Origin of the sequence: Marinobacter similis, from assembly GCF_000830985.1 — a bacterium.
GTDB lineage: Bacteria > Pseudomonadota > Gammaproteobacteria > Pseudomonadales > Oleiphilaceae > Marinobacter > Marinobacter similis.
In genome coordinates this window covers 2,869,931-2,890,541 of sequence record NZ_CP007151.1, presented here as the reverse complement: position 1 = coordinate 2,890,541, position 20,611 = coordinate 2,869,931, and the positions used below count along the sequence as shown (strand labels likewise).

The window sequence follows — 20,611 nt, the reverse complement described above, 5'->3', positions numbered from 1 at the left end:
TTTCCGCGATAATACTCGGCTCCTATTTTCAGCGGGCTCTCTGCCCTAACGCCAATTCTCCAGTAAACCGAGTCATTCGACAGCATGAAAGAGACCGTTTCCGATCTGCTCCAGTCCGCGCTGGCCGCCCTGCAATCCGAGGGCACTCTGCCTGCAGACCAGGCCTTCACGCCGCAAGTAGGCAACACCAAGGACAAGTCGCACGGGGATTACGCCTGCAACATTGCCCTGGTCGCTTCAAAGGCGGCGGGCTGTCCGCCCCGGAAGCTGGCTGAAGCACTGATTGAAAAGCTGCCGGAAAGTGATGCGGTCCAAAAGGTGGAGATTGCCGGCCCAGGTTTTATCAACTTCTTCATGAGCACTGCCAGTGCGTTCGAGGTGGTGAACACCATCCTCGAGCAATCCACGCAGTTTGGCCGCAACCAGACGGGCCAGGGCGAGAAAGTGCAAGTGGAGTTTGTTTCTGCCAACCCCACTGGGCCACTGCACGTAGGCCACGGTCGCGGTGCGGCGATCGGCGACTGCCTGTGCCGCCTGCTCGAAGCCAATGGATACCAGGTAACCCGCGAGTTCTATTACAACGATGCCGGCGCCCAGATCAACAATCTGGCGCTGTCAGTGCAGTCCCGGGTAAAAGGCCTGACGCCTGACGATGACAGCTGGCCCGCCGACGGCTATCGCGGCGCCTACATCGTCGACGTCGCCAACGCCTATCTGGCCGGCGAAACAGTCACCGCGGACGACCGTGAAGTCACCGCCAAGGCCGACCCTGAGGACCAGGATGCGATTCGAGAATTCGCCGTCGCCTATCTGCGCCGGGAGCAGGATCTCGACCTGAAAGCCTTTGGCGTACACTTTGACGTGTATTTCCTGGAATCCTCGCTGTACGAGGAAGGCAAGGTGGAGTCCGCGGTAAACCGCCTGCGGGAAAACGGCTACACCTATGAGCATGATGGTGCCATGTGGCTGAAGACCACCGAATTTGGCGATGACAAAGATCGGGTCATGCGCAAGAAGGACGGTGGCTACACCTACTTTCTGCCGGATGTGGCTTACCACCTCGACAAGTGGCAGCGTGGATTCTCTACGGTCATCAATGAACAGGGCGCAGACCACCACTCTACCGTGACCCGGGTACGCGCCGGATTGCAGGCGCTGGACGCCGGTATTCCGCAAGGCTGGCCAGATTATGTTCTGCATCAGATGGTGATGGTGACCCGCTCCGGCCAGGAAGTGAAAATCTCCAAACGTGCCGGCAGCTATGTCACGGTGAGGGACCTGATCGATGAAGTGGGCCGGGATGCCACCCGGTTCTTCCTTGCGGCACGACGAGTTGATTCCCAGTTGACCTTCGATATCGATCTGGCACGCTCGCAGACCAATGAAAACCCGGTGTATTACATTCAGTATGCCCACGCCCGAATCTGCAGTGTCCTGCGGAAACTGTCGGAAGAAGGCATTCAAAGGGGGCTCAACGAGTGTGTTGGCGACCTGTCCTTGCTGACCCTCGACGAGGAAAAGGACCTGGCCAACCAACTGGCCAAATACCCGGAACTGATTGCGAATTCGGCAGCCCAACGGGAACCGCACCACCTGACGCATTACTTGCGGGAGCTAGCTGGCCAGTTCCACACCTACTACAACGCCCACAAGGTGCTGATTGAGGATACCGCCGTTCGCGATGCCCGCGTCAGCCTCTACCTCGCCGTCCGCCAGGTGATTGCCAACGGGCTCGACCTGCTGGGCGTCAGCGCTCCGGAAGAAATGTAAGCAACCACCATGGCCCGAGATTACGCGCGAAAGAACCGGTCAACTGCTGCTTCAGCAACGCCGCGGAAAAAGTCGGCGAAGCCTACGCCAAAACGAAGCAGCCGGCCAAAGTCGACCGCACCCGCACGCTCACAGCACGGCGGACTCTCGGTTAAGTGGATTTTCTCTCTGGCCGCGGTAGGCGGGTTCATCGGCTTTATCGTGTATCTCAATTCCCTGCCTACAAGCGGGCCGCAACCATCGGCAGAGGCGCCGGCAACGGAAACCACCGAGACCCAGCGCCAGGCCGAAACCGCAAAGGCGAAAGAGAAGGAAAAGAAGCCCGGCTTTCGCTTCTATGAAATGCTGCCAGAATCGGAGGTGGTGCCCCCCAAGGTGGAGGAATACACCCCCGGCCCGGCGAAGCAGGATTTCAACTATCTGGTGCAGTCCGGCTCCTTCCGCCAAAAGGGCGACGCCGAACGCCAGCGCGCTCAGATTGCCTTTCAGGGCCTGCGAGCAGCGTGCAGCGTATTGATCTGGATAGCGGCTCAGTCTGGTATCGGGTCAACGTAGGCCCGTTTAGCTCACGCAGCCAGATGAACTCGGCGATCGACAAGCTGGTCTCTATCAACATCCAGCCCCTGATCAGGAAAATTCCCAAAGAAGGCTGATTTCCGCAGCTTCCGGGCAGCACTGCCCAAAACACGCTGTGAATACGTCCCTGTACGCTCGGCTCCGCCATCCATGGCTCCGCACGGTTTTGGGCAGTGCTGCCCGAAACCTGCAACATGTCCTCGGCGCTACAACGCCTACTCCCACTTGAATTCTCTCCCCAAGCCTCCATAACTGCTCAATACCGATTTCAATCAGGCAATTGGAGCCCAAATGACTACGATACTTTCGGTTCGGCGCGATGACGAAGTCGCCATGGGTGGCGACGGCCAGGTTTCCCTGGGCAACACCGTGATGAAAGGCAACGCTCGTAAGGTTCGCCGGCTTTATAACGGTAAAGTCGTTGCCGGATTCGCGGGTGGTACCGCCGATGCCTTTACCCTGTTTGAGCGCTTCGAAGCCCAACTGGAAAAACACCAGGGCAACCTGACCCGGGCAGCCGTGGAACTGGCGAAAGATTGGCGAACGGACCGCGCCCTGCGCAAGCTGGAAGCCCTGCTTGCGGTGGCGGACAAGACGGCATCACTGATCATTACCGGTAACGGCGATGTAATCGAGCCAGAGCAAGGTTTGATTGCCATTGGTTCCGGTGGCCCATTCGCCCAGGCGTCAGCGCGGGCACTGCTTGAGAACACTGACCTGTCGGCGCACGAAGTAGTCGAAAAGGGCCTGGATATTGCCGCTGACATCTGTATTTACACGAATCACAATCGCACCCTCGAAGTGCTGTCCACCAACGACTGATCCGGAGCGACCATGTCTGCAATGACACCCCGTGAGATCGTTCACGAGCTGAATAAACACATCGTGGGCCAGGACGAAGCCAAGCGGTCAGTGGCGATCGCCCTGAGAAACCGCTGGCGTCGGATGCAGCTCGATAGCAGCCTGCGCGATGAAATCACCCCGAAGAATATCCTGATGATCGGTCCGACCGGTGTCGGTAAAACCGAAATCGCCCGCCGGCTGGCGAAGCTGGCGGATGCGCCGTTCCTGAAGGTGGAAGCCACCAAGTTTACCGAGGTTGGTTACGTCGGCCGGGACGTGGAGTCCATTATTCGGGACCTGGCCGACATGGCGATCAAGATGCTGCGTGAGCAGGAAATGAAGCGCCATGACAACCGCGCCCTGGATGCCGCCGAAGACCGCATCCTCGACGCCCTGCTTCCGCCCGCCCGGGATTTCAAAGAAGACAGCCAGCGGCCGGACGACTCGTCCACCCGTCAACTGTTTCGCAAGAAGCTGCGCGAAGGCGAGCTGGACGACAAGGAAATTGAAATCGACCTGAGCAGCAGCAATGCCGGCGTTGAGATCATGGCGCCTCCGGGCATGGAGGAAATGACCAACCAGCTGCAGAGCATGTTCTCTAACCTGTCATCCGACAAGCGCAAGACCCGGAAGATGAAGGTCGCCGATGCGCTGAAGCGGGTGAAGGATGAGGAAGCGGCCAAACTGGTCAATGAAGAAGAGATCAAGCAGAAGGCCATTCAGGCGGTCGAACAGAACGGCATTGTTTTTGTCGACGAAATCGACAAGGTAGCCAAGCGCTCGGAGAACACGTCATCTGACGTCTCCCGTGAGGGTGTCCAGCGAGACCTGCTGCCCCTGATCGAAGGCAGTACAGTGAGCACCAAGTACGGCTCGATCCGCACCGACCACATCCTGTTTATCGCTTCCGGCGCCTTCCATCTGTCGAAGCCGTCCGACCTGATTCCTGAGCTTCAGGGCCGGCTGCCGATCCGGGTAGAGCTTCAGGCGCTCACGCCAGAGGATTTCAAACGCATCCTCACAGAGCCTGACGCATCGCTGGTGCAGCAGTACGTAGCTTGATGGCAACCGAAGGGGTGCAGCTGAGCTTCGCCGATGACGCCATTGCCCGCATTGCGGAAGTGGCCTACAAGGTGAACGAAACCACGGAAAACATCGGTGCGCGCAGACTGCACACGGTGCTTGAGCGGTTGCTGGAAAGTCTGTCATACGACGCTGGTGACAAGGTCACCGACGGCTTCGAAGTGACCGCAGAGTATGTGGATGAAAAACTTGGCGAGCTGTCTGAAGACGAGGACCTGAGCCGGTACATCCTGTAATTGCCCAGTTCAGTGGGGCACGGCGATTCGTGTCCCACTTTCACTTTGACCTACCCTATTGAGCTCGACTGAACAGCTGAGTGACGTTTTCCAAGCCAGAGGCCAGCTTGCCCTTCTCTGCCTGTTTTTTCCTGCCCTTGGCCACATACAGTGGCAGCATCTCACCATACAGACTGGTACTGATCGTGCGCTGCTCGTCTTCCAGGCGATCCCGACGTAGTTTGATACCGTACTTGGCCAGCCTTGGCTCCAATTCATCCGCGCGGTTAAGCAGGTCACGTCGGGTCATCTGGTAGGCGTGCTCACACACCATGCGGCGCGACTGGAAACTGAATACGTTGGAGAAAAACAGTTTGGCGTCGTCCCGGGTCGGCTCGAACAGCAGGATGTCTTTATCCGGATAATCACGATTGTACTGGGCGATACCTGACTGCATCCGGGAATAGACCATGGTCCGGAACATCTGGGACAACATGTGGGGCATTCCAGAGCGTGTCAGCTCGCCCGGCTTCATGGTGCCAGCGCGAACCGCAGCACTGGCATCAATCGGCACCTGAGGATTCACAGCAAACACCAGATCGGCACCGTCCTCGAACGCCACCGACGCGTGCAGACCTTTGCGCAACGTGCCATCCACGTAGTAACGGCCATCAATATCCACCGGCACATAGAGTCCCGGTGACGCCGTGCTCGCCTGGATGGCCTTGGAAATAGGCACATGATCAAAGCCCGGTGCACCGAAACAGACCGCCTCAGTACTCTCGACATCGGCTGCGACGATATAGAGGCTGCGCTTGAGTTGGCGGAAATCGTTAGTCCGGCCAAGCATGGTGAAGGCGCGCTTGAGATACTCGTGCAAGCCTCGTTGTCGAAAAGACCAGCCGGCGCGGCCTGAGCAAGAATGGTCAGCGCCTCCAACAAGCTCTGATCGTAGGGGTTGTTAACGAAACGCTGAACCGCGGTGGACATAAGGCCGGGAACGGACAGCAATCGCCGGCCAATCTCCCGGAAAGCCGGCCGATAGAAAACCTCGGGATGGAATGGGTGCACCTCGGCTTCATTGCGAACGAAAATCCGGCACAATTGCGCCGTGGTCATCTGATTGGCCAGATTGGCGGCCACGAACGAGCCACTGTTCACCCCGACATAGACGTCGATATCATTAAAATCCAGACCATCCAGGGCCTCGTCCAGCGCTCGCAGCGCACCGATTTCATAGATGCCGCCCAGCGGCCCGCCACCACCAAGCGCCAGGCCTATGCGGGGAGCAGATTGAAGATCGGTTGGATCAGTCATCGTGTTTCCTTTTTCGGTTGGCGTGACGGGAAATGGTTTCCGCACGCTCGCATACCCTCCAACCTAACAGCAGGTTTTAGAGTACACACCCTATAATCGCTCAAAATGCGATAACAGGTCAGGAAAGGGCCTTTTCAGCAAAGGCCACAGTGTTCGACTTTCCCGGACGAAGGTACCGACCGAAACCGGCATTGCGCAACGCCAGATCCACGCAACTCTTGATAACGTGAGGAGAATCCAGCAACAGGACGTCTTCTAGCAGTTGCATTGCCCACTCCCGGCTAACGCTACGAATCACCGACTTCACCTTGGGCAGGCTGGCCGCGTTCATGGACAGGGAGTCGTAGCCCATGGCCATCAGCAGTAGCGCACCACCCGGATCCCCGGCCAATTCGCCGCATATACCTACCGGTTTGCCCACAACATGGGCGTCCTGGGCAATCCGCACCAGCGCCTGCAGCACGGCCGGGTGATAGGAATGATAGAGCTGGGCCACCCGAGGATTGTTCCGGTCAACCGCCAGCAAATACTGGGTCAAGTCATTTGAGCCCACGGACAGGAAATCCACCCGGTCCGCCAGCTCACGGATCTGGTAGACCGCAGCGGGTATTTCCACCATCACGCCCACTTTCGGCATGTGGATGTCGTAGCCCTCTTCACGGACCTCGTGGTACACCCGGTAAATCAGGTGCAACGACTCCTCAACCTCGGAAATATTGCTGATCATGGGCAGCATGATCTGCAGGTTGTTCAGCCCCTCACTGGCCTTGAGCATGGCCCGAACCTGCACCAGAAAAATCTCCGGATGATCGAGCGTAACGCGGATGCCGCGCCAACCCAGGAACGGGTTTTCTTCCTGAATCGGGAAATAGGTCAGCGACTTGTCGCCCCCGATGTCCAGGGTCCGCATGGTGACCGGGTTCGGGGCAAACGCCTCCAACTGTTCACGATAGTACTCTCGCTGTTCCTGTTCGGACGGAAAGCGGTCCTTGATCATGAATGGCACTTCGGTGCGGTACAGACCGATGCCTTCCGCGCCGTGCGACAGTGACCGGACTACATCGGTCATCAGCCGGTATTCACCAGCAGTGACACGCGATGATTGTCAGTGGTCTCGCACGGCTTGTCCCGAAGGACCTCAAGACCGCGAATCAGCTCATCTTCTTCGTCGTAGATGGCCTGATAAAAGGCCCGCAAGTCGTCCGACGGCGAGGCGAAGATCTGGCCCTCGAAGCCGTCGACAATCAGCTCCTTGCCGTCCAGCTGATTGACCGGGATATCCACCAGCCCCATAACGGTGGGTACGCCCATGGCGCGGGCCAGGATTGCAACGTGTGAGTTACTGGAGCCCTTAACAGACACCAACCCCACCAGCTGACCCTTGGGCACTTCCCCGAGCATAGCCGGCGTCAGCTCCTCGCTGACGAGCACAGTCCGCTCCGGATACTCAAGATGCAACTGCTCGCCCTCCTGCAGATGCGAGAGCAGCCGGCGGCCCAGATCGCGAACGTCAACGGCTCGCTCCTGCAGATAGTGATCGTCCATCATTTCAAAATGACGAACGTACTGCTGAACCACCTGTTTCAGGGCACCCTGGGCCCAAACCCCAGCGCGGATATTGTTGGCAACCTCGCCCGGCAGGGCCTCATCACCGAGCATTCGGAGATAGACATCAAACAGCGCCTGCTCTTCCGGCCGCAATTGCGACGCCAGCCGATTAGCGACCCGCTCGATGTCCTCCCGTACCGCCTTCACAGCAGCACGGAACAGCTCAAGCTCCTGATCGATATCGTCGGTTGGTTTCTCTGGCACCACATCCAGATCGGCGGACGGATAGACCACCACACCTGCGCCGATGGCAACGCCGGGGGCGCCCGGCACACCGTTGAAACTGACATCCCGGGCCTCTTCGCCGGTCAGCGACAGGCCACTGATGGCCCCGGTGGCCTCGCTGTGGGCGATAACCCCGGCCAGTTGCGCTGATACGGTGACCAGGAAGGCTTCTTCGCCTTCGTCAAAGCAGCGGGAACTCTCACGCTGCTGAACGACCAGGACGCCCAGCACCCGGCGATGGTGAATGATGGGAACACCCAGAAATGACCGGAATCGTTCTTCGCCGGTCTCAGGGAAATAGCGGTAGCGGGGATGCGACGGTGCGTCTTCCAGGTTGATTGGCTCCTCACGGGAGCCAACAAGCCCGACCAGACCTTCGGAATAACCAAGGCTGACCTTACCGACAGCCTTGCGATAGAGGCCTTCGGTGGCCATCAGAATGTAGCGGTTGGTAGCGGGATCCAGCAGATAAACGGAACAGACCTCTGTTCCCATGGCCTTTTGCACCCGCGAGACAATCACATCCAGCGCCTCCTGCAGATCGCGGGCGCTGTTTACCTCTTGTACAAGACTTCGCAGTATGCTCAGCATGGCGGGGTCAATCCGTCATTTCTGGTGTTCCTTTGCGTTCCGGTTCTGCTCATGCCTGCGCCACTGCTCCATGTTATAGAACAGCCGAGGCGCGAGCTCCCGCAACGCACGTCGATACACTTCCCGTTTAAACGAAACTACCTGACCCAACGGATACCAGTAGCTGACCCACTGCCAGCCGTCGAACTCCGGTGAATCGGTGCCATCCACGCACACCTGCGCATCCGGCGATAACATCCTCAGCAGGAACCATTTCTGTTTTTGGCCCACACAAACGGGGTGCGAGTTGTGGCGTACCATCCTCCTCGGAAGCCGGTACCTAAGCCAGCCACGGGTACAGCTGATGATTTCGACATCGCTTGCTCCGAGACCGATTTCCTCTCCCAGCTCCCGGTACAGTGCCGCCTCCGGTGATTCATCATGATTGATGCCACCTTGGGGAAACTGCCAGGAGTCCTGCCCTATTCGCCGTGCCCAGAGAACTTCTCCCCGGTGGTTGGCCAGAATGATTCCGACGTTGGGTCTGAAACCGTCTGAATCGATCACGGCACAGTCCTCTCAAAAGTCGGCGGACCGGTTCAAAAATTGACCGGTCAGAATTGTCCAAGTTGCTCTCATTCTTGCAGAAACCCAAGGGTACGGCAAACGAAGCCGCATTCCGCCGGTCGTGCTAGACTAGCCGGCCTGAGGCAGGCCACGCAATCACCGGAGGTAACAGCTTGACGCTCGCAATTTTTGATCTGGACAACACACTTCTTGCTGGTGACAGCGACCACGCCTGGGGAGAATTCCTGGTTGAAGAAGGCATTGTGGATGCGGAAGAGTATCGCAAGGCAAATGACCGGTTTTATCAGGAATACCTGAACGGCGAGCTAGATATCCTTCACTACCTGGGTTTTGCACTGCAGCCGCTGGCCAATCACAACCTGGATCAGTTACTGACCTGGCGTGATTCCTTTATGGACAAAAAGGTCCGGCCGATGATGCAGCGAAAGGCGGCCGAGCTGCTGGACAGCCATCGGGCACAGGGCCACACCCTGATGATCATCACCGCCACCAACCGGTTCGTGACCGAACCGATTGCCGAGGTACTGGGTATTGAGCACCTGATCGCAACCGAGCCGGAGTTGGTCAACGGTCGCTACACCGGCGAAGTTGCCGGCGTGCCCAGTTTTCAGGATGGCAAGGTTACTCGCCTGCAGGATTGGCTTTCCGCCTACGGGCATGACCTTGACGGAGCCTGGTTCTACAGCGACTCCCACAACGACGCCCCCCTGCTTCGGGAAGTCCAACACCCGGTCGCCGTCGATCCGGACCCAACGCTTGAAGCGCTGGCCCGGGAAAACGGCTGGCAGATCCTGTCTCTCAGGGACTGACGCGGACAGAGCCCCCACCCCTAAAGAGCTGGGACAGCCTATGCAATCAGAAGAATCCGGTTAAAGACCGGACAAAGCTGGACTTGATGTAGTCAGTCTCCGGAATACCCGGAATCACCGGGTGGTCCGGCGCCTGATGCCCCTGCTCCAGCAGCTGCACAAATCGGTCAATCTTCCGGCCGCTGCTGCGAATGATATCGGTTAGCCGATCCTGGGACAGGTGCATGGAGCAGGACGCCGATACCAGGAGGCCATCCCGCTCGAGCAGGCGCAGGCCCAGTTGGTTCAGCCGGGCATACGCCTGCTCACCCGCCTTCTGGTCACGACGTCGGGGAATCAGTGCGGGCGGATCCAGTACCACGATGTCGAATTTTTCCTTCTCGTCGCACAACGCTTTCAGCGCCTCAAAGGCATCGCCTTCAAGAGTCTCCACGTTATCAAGACCGTTCAGGCGAGCATTGTGATGCACCGACTCAATAGCCGAGGACGAACTGTCGACGCAGGTAACCTGGGTAGCGCCGGCGCAGGCGGCCTGAATGCCCCAACCGCCCACGTAGCTGAACACATCCAGCACCCGCTTCCCGGGAGCGTAAGACTGCAACCGCTGGCGATTCATCCGGTGATCGTAGAACCAACCTGTTTTTTGGCCGCCTTCAAGCGGCACTTCGAAGCGTACGCCGTTTTCTTCCACCTTTAACAGAGACACCTCAGGTCCATGGGCCTGTTCAACGTAGGTCTCAAGCCCCTCGACTTTCCGCATCTTGCCATCGTTCTTCAGGATGATCGCGGTGGGGTGAGCCAGGCGCTGCACTGCACGCACGATGGCGTCTTTCAGCAATTCCATGCCAGCGGTGGAGATCTGCACCACGACGGTATCGTCGAAGCGATCAATCACCAGCCCGGACAGGCCATCGCTGTCACCGAACACCCAACGGTAAAACGGCCGGTCAAAGAGCTTTTCCCGCAGCGACAGAGCCGTTTCCAGGCGATCGGTCAGGCGCTTGGGTGTCATGCCGTGACTGGCATCCCGACTAATCAAACGACCGCAGATCAGCGCATGGGGATTAACGAATATCGTTCCCAGCGGCTTATCGTTGGCGGCCCGCAGCTCCGCCTGGGAGCCTGCTTCAAACTCCGTCAGCGGCGAACGCCGGGTATCCACTTCGTTGCTGTACACCCACAGGTGGCCCGCCCGGAGCCTGCGCTCGGCGCCTTTTCGTAAATACAACACTGGAAACTTCATAACGGGCACCTGGTCGTGAAAAAAATGGGGCGGGAATTATACATGACGGGGTGAATCAGACACCCCGCAAAAAACATGCGCTTATGGCCTGACATCTAACTTCAGATCAGCCTTCGGCAGCCACGTGCTCGGCATAGGCAGTTGCGTCCATGAGGCCGTCGAGTTCACCCTGGTCCACCAGCTTGACCTTGAACAGCCAGCCATCACCGTAAGGGTCTTCGTTGACCTTTTCCGGCTCATCCTCAAGGGCCTCGTTCACTACAATGACTTCACCTGTAACCGGGCTGAACACATCCGATGCTGACTTGACCGATTCCGCCACGCCGGCCTCTTCGCCGCCGTTGACCGTCACGCCAAGATCGGGCACACCAATGTAAACCACATCACCCAGTTGCTCCTGGGCAAAGTCGGTGATGCCCACGGTTGCGGTGCCATCGTCAGACACACGCACCCACTGGTGAGTTTCGATGTATTTCAAATCTGTAGGTATGTCACTCATGATCGGATTCCTGATTGCGTTTTTTCGCGCAGTTTACCGCAAGTACCTAACGCCAGCTAACCTCCCGGGCCATCGTCATGAAGGAATTCAGGTAGTCCACCCCCAGATCCCGCTCACGAAGGCCTAAAAAGATCTGTTTAGCGATGCCATGTTCACCGAGGCGCACCGGCGTGACCGGGATTTTATCGCGGTATTCCAACACCAGCCAACGCGGCAGCGCCGCAACTCCGCGCCCGGTGGCGACCATCTGTAGCATGATATCGGTGGTTTCGATGGTTTTGTGGCGGGCAGGCCGAACATGAGCTGGCAACAAAAACTGGCTGTAAACGTCGAGCCGCTCAATCTCCACCGGATAGGTGATAAGCGTTTCACCGGCGAGATCCTTCGGCGTCGCCCATTGCTCGCCCGCCAGCGGATGGCCATCAGCTACCACCAGCACCTGCTCATAATCGAAAACCGGCTGGAACACGAGGCCCGGACGATGCAGTGGATCCGGGGTCACCAACATATCGATGTCATGGCCGTAAAGGGCACCAATCCCGCCGAACTGGAATTTCTGTTTCACATCCACATCAACGTCAGGCCATTGCTCTAGGTAGGGGCCAACCACCTTCAGCAACCATTGGTAGCAGGATGGCACTCCATCCCGACCCGCAGGCTACCCCTCTGGCCCTTGGCAAACTGGTCGACCAGCCTCTCGGCGTGTTCAAACTGCGGCAACAGCCGATTCGCCAGTGCAAGTAAATACTCACCCGATTGAGTCAACCGAAGCTGCCGCCCCTCCCGAACCCACAGGGCCGTACCCAACTGTTGCTCCAGCTTGCGAATGGCGTGACTGAGCGCCGACTGAGTCAGATTCAGCGTCTCGGCGGCGGCGGTCAGCGATCCGTAACGGTCGACGGCACTGAGAATCTCCAAATGGTTTCGGTCCAGCACCTCAACACCTCTAATGCGTGAATTATTTTCATGGATGTCTGAAATAATACCATTATTTTTCATTGCCAAGGCAGTTTAGGCTAGCTCCTTTCTATCCCAACCAAACAGACACAGGGAGATCATCAGCCATGGTGACCACGCACAATCTCGGCTTTCCCCGCATAGGCAAGCAACGCGAACTGAAGTTTGCGCAGGAAGCGTTCTGGCGTGGCCAGATTACCGAAACTGAATTGACCGAGACTGGCGCCCGACTGCGAAAGGAAAACTGGCACGCGCAGAGTCAGTTCGATCTGGTGCCCGTTGGTGACTTCTCGCTTTACGATCAGGTTCTGGATATGAGCTTTACCCTGGACCACCTACCTGAACGAGCCCGAAACGGAGGCGGAACCGCCCTCGATCAGTATTTCCGGGTCGCCCGGGGACGCGCGACCCACGACGATTCATGTCAGTCGATCCACGCCGGCGCCATGACCAAATGGTTCGACACCAACTACCACTACATCGTGCCCGAATTCGACGCGAGCACCGCATTTGCTCTCAATCCCGAGCGCCTGCAGGCACAGATCACCGAAGCGAAAAACCAGGGCGTCACGCCGAAACCGGTGATCATCGGCCCATCACCTATCTCTGGCTGGGCAGAGCAAAGGACGACACCAATCCGCTGGATCTGCTCGACCGCCTGCTACCGGTCTACGCTGAGCTGCTGGAGCACCTTGCGGATCAAGGCATCGATTGGGTTCAGGTGGATGAACCGATACTGGTCACCGAACTGGACCTGGCCTGGCGTCATGCCTTCAACCTGGCCTACCACCACCTGAAAACGACAGCGCCAAAACTGCTGCTAACCACCTACTTCGGCGACCTGCGGGAAAACCTCCAACTCGCCTGCGACTTGCCGGTGGCAGGCCTGCATCTGGACGCCATCAGCGCGCCCCAGGAGGTCAGCCGGATTGCAGACTGGTTGGCGCCGCACAAGGTCTTGTCAGTGGGCGTCGTCAATGGTCGCAACATCTGGCGCACCGACCTGAGCAAAACACTGGACTGGCTGGAGCCCCTTTACGAAAAGCTGGGTGAGCAGTTGTGGCTGGCGCCCTCCTGCTCACTGCTGCATGTTCCTGTCGACCTGGAGAGCGAGCAGCAACTGGACCCTGAGGTCAAAGGCTGGCTCGCGTTCGCTGTGCAAAAACTTGAAGAACTGACCACACTGGCCCGCGCCTGAATCTGGGCCGTGATGCCGTGAAGGACGTCTTGGCGACAAACGCAGCGGCGGCCCGGAGCCGACAGAGCTCTGTCCGCGCCAACCCTGCAGCAGCCACCCAGGCCCTACAGAATCTGGACCGCTCAGCCGGCTGCCGAACGTCGGCCTATCTCGCCAGACTTGAGATCCAGCGCCGACAGCTGTCCCTGCCTGCTTACCCAACCACCACCATTGGCTCGTTTCCCCAAACTCAGGAAATCCGCAAGGTCCGCCAGCAATTTCGTAAGGGAGCAGTGCCCGAGGAGGACTACACAGCGCGGATTCGCGACGAAATCGCTGACTGCATCCGCAGGCAGGAGGAGCTTGGGCTTGATGTTCTGGTTCATGGCGAAGCGGAACGCAACGACATGGTGGAGTACTTCGGCGAGCATCTCGACGGCTATGCCTTCAGCCAGTTTGGCTGGGTCCAGTCCTACGGGTCCCGATGCGTGAAGCCGCCCATCCTGTTTGGCAATATCACCCGCCCCCGAGCCATCACGGTGGAATGGAGCCGCTACGCTCAGTCACTCACAAACAAACCGGTAAAAGGCATGCTCACCGGCCCAGTCACGATTCTGAACTGGTCCTTTGTCCGCGATGACCAGCCCCGCAAGGACACGGCCCTGCAACTGGCCCTGGCGATACGGGAAGAAGTTCTTGATCTGGAAGCGGCCGGCCTGAAGATCATCCAGATTGACGAAGCCGCGCTCCGCGAGGGACTGCCGTTGCGCCAGTCAGATTGGGCAGGCTACCTGGATTGGGCCATCGATGCCTTCAGGCTCGCGGCGAATGGCGTTAAGGATGAGACCCAAGTGCACACGCACATGTGCTACTCCGAGTTTAACGACATCCTGGGCGCCATCACCCGGATGGACGCCGATGTGATCACCATTGAAACATCCCGATCGGACATGGCTCTTCTGGAAGCCTTCAAGGAAAAGTCCTACCCGAACGACATAGGGCCGGGCGTTTACGACATCCACTCTCCCAACATCCCGGAGCCACAGGACATCGTGGCCCTGATCGGCAAGGCTGCAGAGCGGATTCCCGCCGAGCGATTGTGGGTTAACCCGGACTGTGGGTTGAAAACGCGAGGCTGGGGGGAAGTCGTCCCGGCGCTGGAAAACATGGTTCGAGCTGCAAAAGCGCTCCGGCTTGAGCATTCCGCTCAATAGCCCGAACTGTTCTGGTCCAGCTCGAACTCGAAATCATTCGCCCGGCCCACCTCGGAGCTGAACTCGCCACTGGTCATCAATTCGAGCCAGCGGTAGCCGGGCGCCAATGGCTCCACGGAAAAATCGCTGGAGCCGGACGTGAACTGGATACAGGTGGATGGCGTGGCCATCAGATGCACGCCATTTCTATTCAGCTCTTGCTCCTGATGGATGTGCCCCCACAGCACGATTTTCACCTGCGGGAACCGATCCACGATCTGCCAAAAGTCCTCCCGGTTGCGCAAACCAATAGGCTGCATCCAGTCGCAGCCAACATCCACCGGATGATGGTGCAGCGTGATCAACGCAGGCAGTTCCGGATGTTCGGCCAGAGAGGACTCAAGAAAGTCCAGCTCAGATTGAGGCAGCTGGCCGTAAACCCGTCCCGGCACTGCGGAATCCAGCAACAGACATTGCCAGCCACCCTGAATGATTTGCCGACGATGAGCCTCATATTCTGACGCAACTCTCCGCATTACTCCGGATTCATCGTGATTGCCGGCCAGCCAGGCCGAACCGCAAGAGAACACCTTCAGACGGTCGCCAAAGACCCGGTAGCTTCTTCGGTGCCGTCCTGGGCAAGGTCCCCGGTTGCCAGGATGAGATCCGGCTGACCATGGCTTTTCACCGCCTGGGCAATAACGGCATCAAGGCTGTCCCGGTATTCACCCCGAGAAGCTCGCCATTGGCATCGGCCATCAGGTGCGGATCCGTCAACTGCAGTACCCGGAATGGCCGGTTCCTATCTTTTGTAGTCATACGCCTTTGTAGTGATACGCCCTTGGTCAAGTCAGTGCCCAGTTCAAACTCCCGGACAAGTGTACGACGGCTGCTTGCGGATTAGCTTCTCATGAATGCCACGGGGATCACATTCTGACCAGGCCCCGATGACAAAATGCCCTTTTTGACAACTGTGACACACCCACTTGCAGGTATTCGGGCGCTTACAGGCCATGTCGGGCCGGAGATCCGGATCAATCGACGCCTTCGCCAGCGGACCAGGCTGCGTGCTCCATCGGCAGGTGACCAAAGCGCAGGCAAAAGTCCAGCCAGTCCGCAAGGAAGCCGTTAACCTGGGCTTTTTCATCAGGGTGGTGCATAAAGCGGTTGGGATAGTCGTTGACCGGTGCGATCTGGCGATCGCGATAGCAACTGATCACCTCAGCCATGGCGGCATCGTGATAGACACGCGCGGTCATCTGCGGGTTATTGAGCCAGCGTCCGGAATTGTGGATCTGTTCCAGCAGGAGGGTTTCCGTGTACTTGGCGGTCTGCAGGACCTTGATCTGGACCCGACCCAGGTAGACATTTTCACGATGGAGCTCGAACTCGCACACCGGCTTGCCGTCCACCTCGAGCTGGCGCAAACGGCGCAAGCGCTGGTAGTTGCCATCACACAGGGCACCAAGCTGCCGCAGGTCCGGCACATAGCGCTTTGGTTGCATGCTCCACTCAGTCATTAGCTGGCCTCTTTCCGAAGTCTTGAACGATTCAGTTCAAGCCACTGCAAGGCAATAATAGCTGCTGCGTTGTTGATCCTGCCATCGTGGATCATGGCAATGGCAGCCTCAGCACTGACCACATGGGCCCGGATATCTTCATGCTCATGCTCGACACCATAAAGGCCTCCGGCTGCCTCGGTGCTGATCAGACCACAAAACAGATGGATCAGCTCGGTAGTGCCACCGGGCGACACCATGTAATCACAGATCTTGGTCAGCTTACCAAAGGATAGCCCGGCTTCTTCCTGACCTTCCCGCTGGGCCACATCTTCGGGTGTTTCGCCGTCTTCGTTCATCCCGGCCACCAGTTCCAACAACCAGGGTGATTGATTGCGGCCAAGGCCCCCAGGCGGAACTGCTCTAGCAGCACCACTTCATCCCGGACCGGATCGTAGGGCAGAACGCAGGTGGCATCGCCACGAATGAACAGCTCGCGGGTAAAAACAGGCATATCCCGGCCATCGAAGCGCGCGTGCGTCAGCCAAAGCTTGTCCATACGGAAAAAGCCCTGGAAAACCGTTTCACGTTTCTCGATGGTGACGTCGCTGGCGTTGAACTGAAATGGTTCGGTCATTGTTCACCCTGTTTCGGCAATGACTTCGAACGATAGCCTTTGGCTGTTCTCGATTGCAAGGGGATTGGCGCTCGGCGCACCAATCTCCAATCCCCTCACCCCCAATCAAATCAGACCTTGTCGTACAGCTTGCTGCCGGACTCGACAAATTCCCGAGACTTCTCCTGCATGCCAACGTCCACCGCAGCCACCTCATCCAGGCCATGCTCCTTGGCATAATCCCTGACCTCCTGGGATATCTGCATGGAACAGAACTTGGGGCCACACATGGAGCAGAAATGAGCAACCTTGGCGGAATCCTTGGGCAGGGTTTCATCGTGGTAGGCGCGGGCAGTGTCCGGGTCGAGGCCCAGGTTGAACTGGTCTTCCCAGCGGAATTCGAACCGGGCCTTGGACAGCGCATTGTCGCGCACCTGGGCGCGGGTGGCCTTTGGCCAGGTCAGCCGCGTGTGCCGCGATCTTGTAGGTGATGATGCCGGTTTTGACGTCGTCTTTGTTGGGCAGCCCCAGGTGCTCCTTAGGGGTGACGTAACAGAGCATGGCGCAGCGTACCAGCCGATCATCGCGGCACCAATGCCGGACGTGATGTGATCGTACCCCGGTGCGATGTCGGTGATCAGCGGGCCCAGCGTGTAGAAGGGGGCCTCGCCGCAGCATTCCAACTGCTTGTCCATATTCTCTTTGACCAGGTGCATGGCACATGCCCGGGCCCTTCGATCATCACCTGCACATCGTGCTTCCAGGCAATCTTGGTCAGCTCTCCCAGGGTCTCCAGCTCGCCAAACTGGGCTGCATCGTTGGCATCGGCAATTGATCCCGGGCGCAAGCCATCGCCCAGGCTGAAGGACACATCGTACGCTTTCATTATTTCGCAGATGTCTTCGAAGTGTTCGTACAGAAAGCTTTCCCGGTGGTGAGCCAGGCACCACTTCGCCATGATTGAGCCACCCCGGGACACAATGCCGGTGGTCCGGGCCGCGGTCAGCGGCACGTGGTGCAACCGGACACCCGCATGGATGGTGAAGTAGTCCACGCCCTGCTCTGCCTGCTCGATCAGGGTGTCCCTGAAAATTTCCCAGGTCAGGTCCTCGGCCACGCCACCGACCTTCTCAAGGGCCTGATAGATGGGAACGGTTCCGATGGGCACCGGCGAATTGCGCACGATCCACTCGCGGGTTTCGTGGATGTTCTTGCCGGTGGAAAGGTCCATGATGGTGTCGGCACCCCAACGGATGCCCCAGGTCAGTTTTTCCACCTCTTCCTCGATCGAGGAGCTGACCGCGGAATTACCGATATTGCGTTAATCTTCACCAGGAAATTGCGGCCAATGATCATCGGCTCCGATTCCGGGTGATTGATGTTGGCGGGAATGATGGCGCGGCCACGTGCTACTTCGTCGCGGACGAATTCCGGTGTAATTTCCTCTGGCAGGTTGGCACCGAACGACTGCCCCGGATGCTGATCCTTCAACAGGCCACGCTCCCGGGCCTCCTGCAACTTCTGGTTTTCCCGGATGGCGATGTACTCCATCTCCGGCGTGATGATGCCTTTGCGGGCATAATGCATCTGGCTGACATTGCAGCCGGGCTTGGCCCGCAGGGGTTTGCGCTCATCCATAAACCGAAGCGGATCCAGCCGGGGGTCGTTCATGCGGCGCCGGGTGAATTCCGAGCTGTAGCCGGACAGCGGTTCCACGTCGTTACGCTCTGCGATCCAGCTTGCGCGAATCGGCGCCAGGCCTTTGCGCAGGTCAATCGTGGCCTCGGGATCGGTGTACGGCCCAGAGGTGTCGTAGACCATCACCGCTTCGTTCTTTTCCCCACCCATTTCGGTCGGGGTGTCGGCCAGTGAAATCTCGCGCATGGGCACCCGAAGATCGGGGCGGCTGCCTGATACGTAAACTTTGCGGGAATTGGGTAGCGGCTTGACCGCCGCGGAATCCACCTGGGCGGAATCGCTGAGGTAAGAAGGTAGCTCTGTCATCGTTTGCTCCCGGAACTTTTATTGGACGTCGGGTCGCGTATGACGGAGCTGAGCACGGTCTCGCCTTATGTAAGCGGAGACACGTTGAGCCAATCAGCTATGTGGTCTTAATTCCTACGCCGGTATTATCCGGATCAGGTCGCGGGTTCTGCGTTGCAATCTCAGCCGTCTGCCCATATTTAGTTTAGGCAGACCAGCACCCCGTCAAGACGCGAATCTGTTTTGTGTGACACCGCAAATGAGTGCCGTTTGCAAGTGTAGAGCTGTGACTGATTATTGTCCATAATGGCGCACCAACGCCTTATCAACGGTCTGATTCTGCACAACTTGCACAGTGCGGCGGCCAATTGAACAGTGCAGCGGCCAAGTCAGCGTTTGCGAGTAGGACGCTCACGTCCACAGGTATTCAGGAGAAACAATGAAGAAACGTCTGCTTTCCGGACTTGTTGGCCTCATGGTGGCTCAGCCCGCCCTTTCTATCGACTTGATGGAAACCTATGAGAAAGCCCTGTCCTACGATTCCGGCATTGCCGCTGCCCAGGCCAGCTTCGAAGCCCAGCAGGCCGCCAGCGATGTAACTCGCAGCGTACTGCTGCCCCAGGTCGGCGCATTTGGCGAGGCCAATTACATCGATGTGGAAGGCCCCAACCAGGACAACAGCTACCGCGAATTTGCCTACGGGGTTCAGCTCACCCAGCCCCTGTTCCGGGCCGACGCCTGGTTCGATTACGACGCCAGCAAGTTTCAGACGGAATCTGCGCGCGCCGACTACAACCTGGCTCAACAGCAGCTGATATTGGATGTGGCGACCGCATACTTCAACGTGCTCCGCGCCAGAGACACCGTGATCACGACCCGCGCGGCCGAAGCCGCAATCCAGCGTCAGTATGAGCAGGCCCAAGAACGCTTTGACGTTGGCCTGATTGCTATTACCGAGGTCTACGAGGCACGCGCCACTTACGATGACACTCGCAGCCAGCGCATTGTCGCGGAAAACCAGCTCAACATTGCCCAGGAGCAGGTAGCTCGACTGACCGGTGAGTTCCCGGAAGAGATTGAAAATCTGCGGCAGAATTTCCCACTGGGTCGTCCGGAACCGATGGATCCTTCAGCCTGGGAAGCTACAGCACTCGACCAGAACTGGTCTGTCCAATCGGCCCTGTACGATTTGAATGTCAGTGAGGCCAATCTCAAGTCTGCAAAGGCTGGCCACTCTCCTACCCTGGACCTGACCGCCTCTTACGGAAAGACCAAGACTGATGGCCTGGAAGACCCCAGCGCTTTCAGGCGCAAAGGGACGGCACCACCACCCAGGGCGTGATTGGCGTGACTCTGAACGTGCCACTGTACACCGGTGGTGGTACGCAGGCCGGCGTTCGCCAGCGGCGATCCTTGGTCACCGTGGCCGAGCAGTCACTGAAAACCGTTCGTCGTGACGTACGGGTGAGCACGCGCAGCCTGTTTTTGACCGTAAACAACAACATCGAGACCGCCTCAGCCCTTGAGCAGACCATTGTCTCCCGCCGCAGCGCCCTGGACGCCACCCGGGCCGGGTACGAGGTTGGCACACGAAACATCGTTGAGGTTCTGGATGCCGAGCGGGCCTATTACGTGGCACTCCGGGACTACGCCAACTCTCGCTACGACTACGTAATCAACACCCTGCAGCTCAAGCAGGCTGCCGGCACGCTGAGCCCTCAGGATCTGGTTGCACTGAACAACTGGCTGAGTGAGTCGGCGCCGGGCATTGAAGCGCTGGCCAACGAAGACAAGGTTCTGGACAACCCGGCTCAGTAAAACGTGAGGCGGGCTCGACAAC

9 protein-coding genes, 9 pseudogenes and 1 riboswitch are annotated in these 20,611 nt (G+C 58.4%); of the genes and pseudogenes, 7 read left to right on the top strand and 11 right to left on the bottom strand.

Features of this window, described 5'->3' with window-relative positions; all coding sequences use genetic code 11:
* Positions 1-84 precede the first annotated feature (84 nt).
* From argS to hslU, 4 genes and pseudogenes are all read left to right on the top strand, one after another.
* Positions 85-1,770, top strand: a complete 1,686-nt coding sequence (gene argS, locus AU14_RS13440) for an arginine--tRNA ligase (RefSeq protein ID WP_041341592.1) — start codon at positions 85-87, stop codon at positions 1,768-1,770.
* Between the two features lie 9 nt (positions 1,771-1,779).
* A pseudogene (locus AU14_RS13435) lies at positions 1,780-2,423 on the top strand (SPOR domain-containing protein).
* 214 nt (positions 2,424-2,637) lie between these two features.
* The gene (hslV, locus tag AU14_RS13430) at positions 2,638-3,168 is read left to right on the top strand and encodes an ATP-dependent protease subunit HslV (protein ID WP_041341590.1); all 531 of its coding nucleotides are present in this window, start codon (positions 2,638-2,640) and stop codon (positions 3,166-3,168) included.
* A gap of 12 nt (positions 3,169-3,180) precedes the next feature.
* Positions 3,181-4,508: pseudogene (gene hslU / locus AU14_RS13425) on the top strand (HslU--HslV peptidase ATPase subunit).
* Between the two features lie 55 nt (positions 4,509-4,563).
* On the opposite strand, the pseudogene AU14_RS13420 reads toward hslU, so the two are convergent.
* From AU14_RS13420 to AU14_RS13410, 3 genes and pseudogenes are all read right to left on the bottom strand, one after another.
* Positions 4,564-5,804, bottom strand: a pseudogene (locus tag AU14_RS13420) (patatin-like phospholipase family protein).
* Between the two features lie 118 nt (positions 5,805-5,922).
* Positions 5,923-8,228, bottom strand: a pseudogene (ptsP, locus tag AU14_RS13415) (phosphoenolpyruvate--protein phosphotransferase).
* 15 nt (positions 8,229-8,243) lie between these two features.
* Positions 8,244-8,774 (bottom strand): RNA pyrophosphohydrolase, encoded by a 531-nt coding sequence (locus AU14_RS13410; protein WP_041341587.1) that lies wholly within the window; start codon positions 8,772-8,774, stop codon positions 8,244-8,246.
* Positions 8,775-8,947: 173 nt separating this feature from the next.
* Here AU14_RS13410 and AU14_RS13405 point away from each other — a divergent pair, with 173 nt between their 5' ends.
* Positions 8,948-9,604 (top strand): histidinol-phosphatase, encoded by a 657-nt coding sequence (locus AU14_RS13405; RefSeq protein ID WP_041341585.1) that lies wholly within the window; start codon positions 8,948-8,950, stop codon positions 9,602-9,604.
* A 46-nt stretch (positions 9,605-9,650) separates the two neighbouring features.
* Here the strand turns inward: AU14_RS13405 and AU14_RS13400 are convergent, their stop codons facing one another.
* From AU14_RS13400 to AU14_RS13390, 3 genes and pseudogenes are all read right to left on the bottom strand, one after another.
* Positions 9,651-10,847 carry a class I SAM-dependent rRNA methyltransferase gene (locus AU14_RS13400; protein ID WP_041341582.1) on the bottom strand — a complete coding sequence of 399 codons (1,197 nt, stop codon included), beginning with the start codon at positions 10,845-10,847 and terminating at the stop codon, positions 9,651-9,653.
* A gap of 106 nt (positions 10,848-10,953) precedes the next feature.
* The gene (gcvH, locus tag AU14_RS13395) at positions 10,954-11,346 is read right to left on the bottom strand and encodes a glycine cleavage system protein GcvH (RefSeq protein WP_041341580.1); all 393 of its coding nucleotides are present in this window, start codon (positions 11,344-11,346) and stop codon (positions 10,954-10,956) included.
* A 46-nt stretch (positions 11,347-11,392) separates the two neighbouring features.
* A pseudogene (locus AU14_RS13390) lies at positions 11,393-12,282 on the bottom strand (LysR family transcriptional regulator).
* Between the two features lie 128 nt (positions 12,283-12,410).
* Between AU14_RS13390 and metE the strand changes: the two are divergent.
* Positions 12,411-14,694, top strand: a pseudogene (gene metE, locus AU14_RS13385) (5-methyltetrahydropteroyltriglutamate--homocysteine S-methyltransferase).
* Here metE and AU14_RS21825 read toward each other — a convergent pair.
* The 5 genes and pseudogenes from AU14_RS21825 to thiC form a co-directional block, all read right to left on the bottom strand.
* Positions 14,688-15,209, bottom strand: a complete 522-nt coding sequence (locus tag AU14_RS21825) for a metallophosphoesterase family protein (protein WP_236744080.1) — start codon at positions 15,207-15,209, stop codon at positions 14,688-14,690. The pseudogene metE and the gene AU14_RS21825 sit on opposite strands and share 7 nt — an antisense overlap.
* Positions 15,210-15,357: 148 nt before the next feature.
* A complete protein-coding gene (locus AU14_RS22930) occupies positions 15,358-15,492 on the bottom strand; it encodes a hypothetical protein (RefSeq protein ID WP_269079052.1) in 135 nt (44 codons plus the stop codon).
* Between the two features lie 215 nt (positions 15,493-15,707).
* Entirely contained in the window at positions 15,708-16,193 is a 486-nt protein-coding gene (locus tag AU14_RS13375; protein ID WP_041341578.1) for a DUF1249 domain-containing protein, read from the bottom strand.
* Positions 16,193-16,809: pseudogene (locus AU14_RS13370) on the bottom strand (NUDIX domain-containing protein). Before AU14_RS13370 ends, AU14_RS13375 begins: the two are co-directional and overlap by 1 nt.
* A 110-nt stretch (positions 16,810-16,919) precedes the next feature.
* A pseudogene (gene thiC, locus AU14_RS13365) lies at positions 16,920-18,792 on the bottom strand (phosphomethylpyrimidine synthase ThiC).
* 94 nt (positions 18,793-18,886) lie between these two features.
* Positions 18,887-19,006, bottom strand: a riboswitch (TPP riboswitch).
* A gap of 204 nt (positions 19,007-19,210) precedes the next feature.
* On the opposite strand from thiC, the pseudogene AU14_RS13360 reads away from it, so the two are divergent.
* Positions 19,211-20,589, top strand: a pseudogene (locus tag AU14_RS13360) (TolC family outer membrane protein).
* The last annotated feature ends 22 nt before the right edge of the window (positions 20,590-20,611 follow it).